This is a genomic window from Candidatus Aegiribacteria sp. (assembly GCA_021108005.1).
Lineage (GTDB): Bacteria > Fermentibacterota > Fermentibacteria > Fermentibacterales > JCC-6 > Aegiribacteria.
In genome coordinates this window covers 1-1,575 of the sequence record JAIORS010000059.1, presented here as the reverse complement: position 1 = coordinate 1,575, position 1,575 = coordinate 1, and the positions used below count along the sequence as shown (strand labels likewise).

The 1,575-nt window shown below is 48.2% G+C and carries 2 protein-coding genes; both read right to left on the bottom strand.

Annotated elements, in window-relative coordinates:
- Window positions 1-67 precede the first annotated feature (67 nt).
- Window positions 68-1,132, bottom strand: a complete 1,065-nt coding sequence (locus tag K8S15_03615; protein MCD4775122.1) for a transposase — start codon at window positions 1,130-1,132, stop codon at window positions 68-70.
- Between the two features lie 11 nt (window positions 1,133-1,143).
- A partial coding sequence (locus tag K8S15_03610; protein MCD4775121.1) for a tyrosine-type recombinase/integrase occupies window positions 1,144-1,575 on the bottom strand: 432 nt, incomplete at its 5' end.

Below are 1,575 nucleotides of genomic sequence, written 5' to 3'. Positions count from 1 at the left end.
CCCGTCCGTGGCCGCCTCATAGACGCAATTGGCAGCTTGTTCCGAGCAGGACAGGAAAATTGTTTTTTCACGGAGGCCCCCTTTGGGGCTGCAGGATGCGAACAAGTACCAGCTCTTCTCCACAATGAGGGCAGTAGTGCTTCCCGGGTTCTGCAACCGGTATAGTGATCTCAGGCAGTTTCAACTGTTTCCTGATTGATTTCAGCTTTTCTCTGCACCGCTGATGCAGGAATCCATAGTACCTCACTTTGCAAAAGCCTTTGGGCAATACATGCTGGAGAAAACGAGCCATGAATGCAAGGACTGGCAGCTTCATTGTCTTCCATTCATTGGTATCCACCGGTTTATACTTGAATGTTACTTCTCTATCATGCAGAGAGAGAATACGGCTGTTCGTGATAGCTATACGGTAGATGTAGCGTGACAGATACTTGATTACCTCAGGTCCCTTCCCGACACGCTTGCAGTCTACAACCCAGTTTTTCTTCCATACCGCTTTGGGTACAGCATCATAAAGCCCGAGAGCTTTCATCCCGTCTCTGAACTTTGCACGAAAGATTGGTGAGATTGCCTTGGCTGGCAGGAAGAACTTCTGCTTGTAAGGTGTGTAGATCCACTTGCCGTTCTTATCAATACCTCCTCCGGGAACCACATAGTGAATATGGGGGTGGTTCGACATGTTCCGCCCCCATGTGTGAAGAACACCAAGCATACCGGGCTGTGCTCCAAGTAGACGAGGATCAGCAGCAAGCTTCTTGATGGATGCGGAGGAGGCTTTGAACAAAAGACTGTAACATTCTTTCTGATTACTCCTGATGACTTTGTTCAGCTCATGGGGTGGGGTAAAGCCAATCAGAAAGCATGGAACTGCGGGAATGCAGTTAACCTGCTTTGCCACCCAGAGGGTGGCATTGTCATTCCCGCATTTCGGACAGTGCCGGTTACCACAGGAATGGTAACTGTACCGTTCAGTTTTTCCACAGGAACAGGTATAGAGCTTCCCGCCGAGTGCTGGTGTACGACAGGCAATGATGTCATCAATTGTCTTTCTGTGACTCGGTAGAATCCTGTCACCGTACTTACTGAGATACTCCTCTTTGTACTGGCGGAATATCTCCGCCATCTCGATCATGATTTATGAAATCAGGGTAGTTCATTCATGATCTTGTCCAGATTTACTCTGGCTTTCTCCTGTGCAATACCAGTCAGATGTGTATAGATCGCTGTAGTTTGAGGACTATTGTGTCCCAGATTCATCTGAATCTGTCGCAGGTTAACGCCAGCCTCAAGAAGGTGCGTTGCATAGCTGTGGCGAAGCGAATGCACATGAGCCTTCTTACGAATGCCACTGGCTACAAGAGCCTCTTTAAACGCATTCTGAATTACTACCTTTGAAACAGGTTGATTGATTGGCCTTGATATGTCGTACTTGCCGTGACTGCCTTGTCCGACTCGGGGAAACAACCACTCTTCATTCCGGTGGATCAGCCAGAATTCCCGTAGAAGTTTGAGAGTTCGTTTGAGGTGGCCTGGGTTGTCAAGACAGAAAAAGGGGTTGTTTAAGGTGGATTTTTG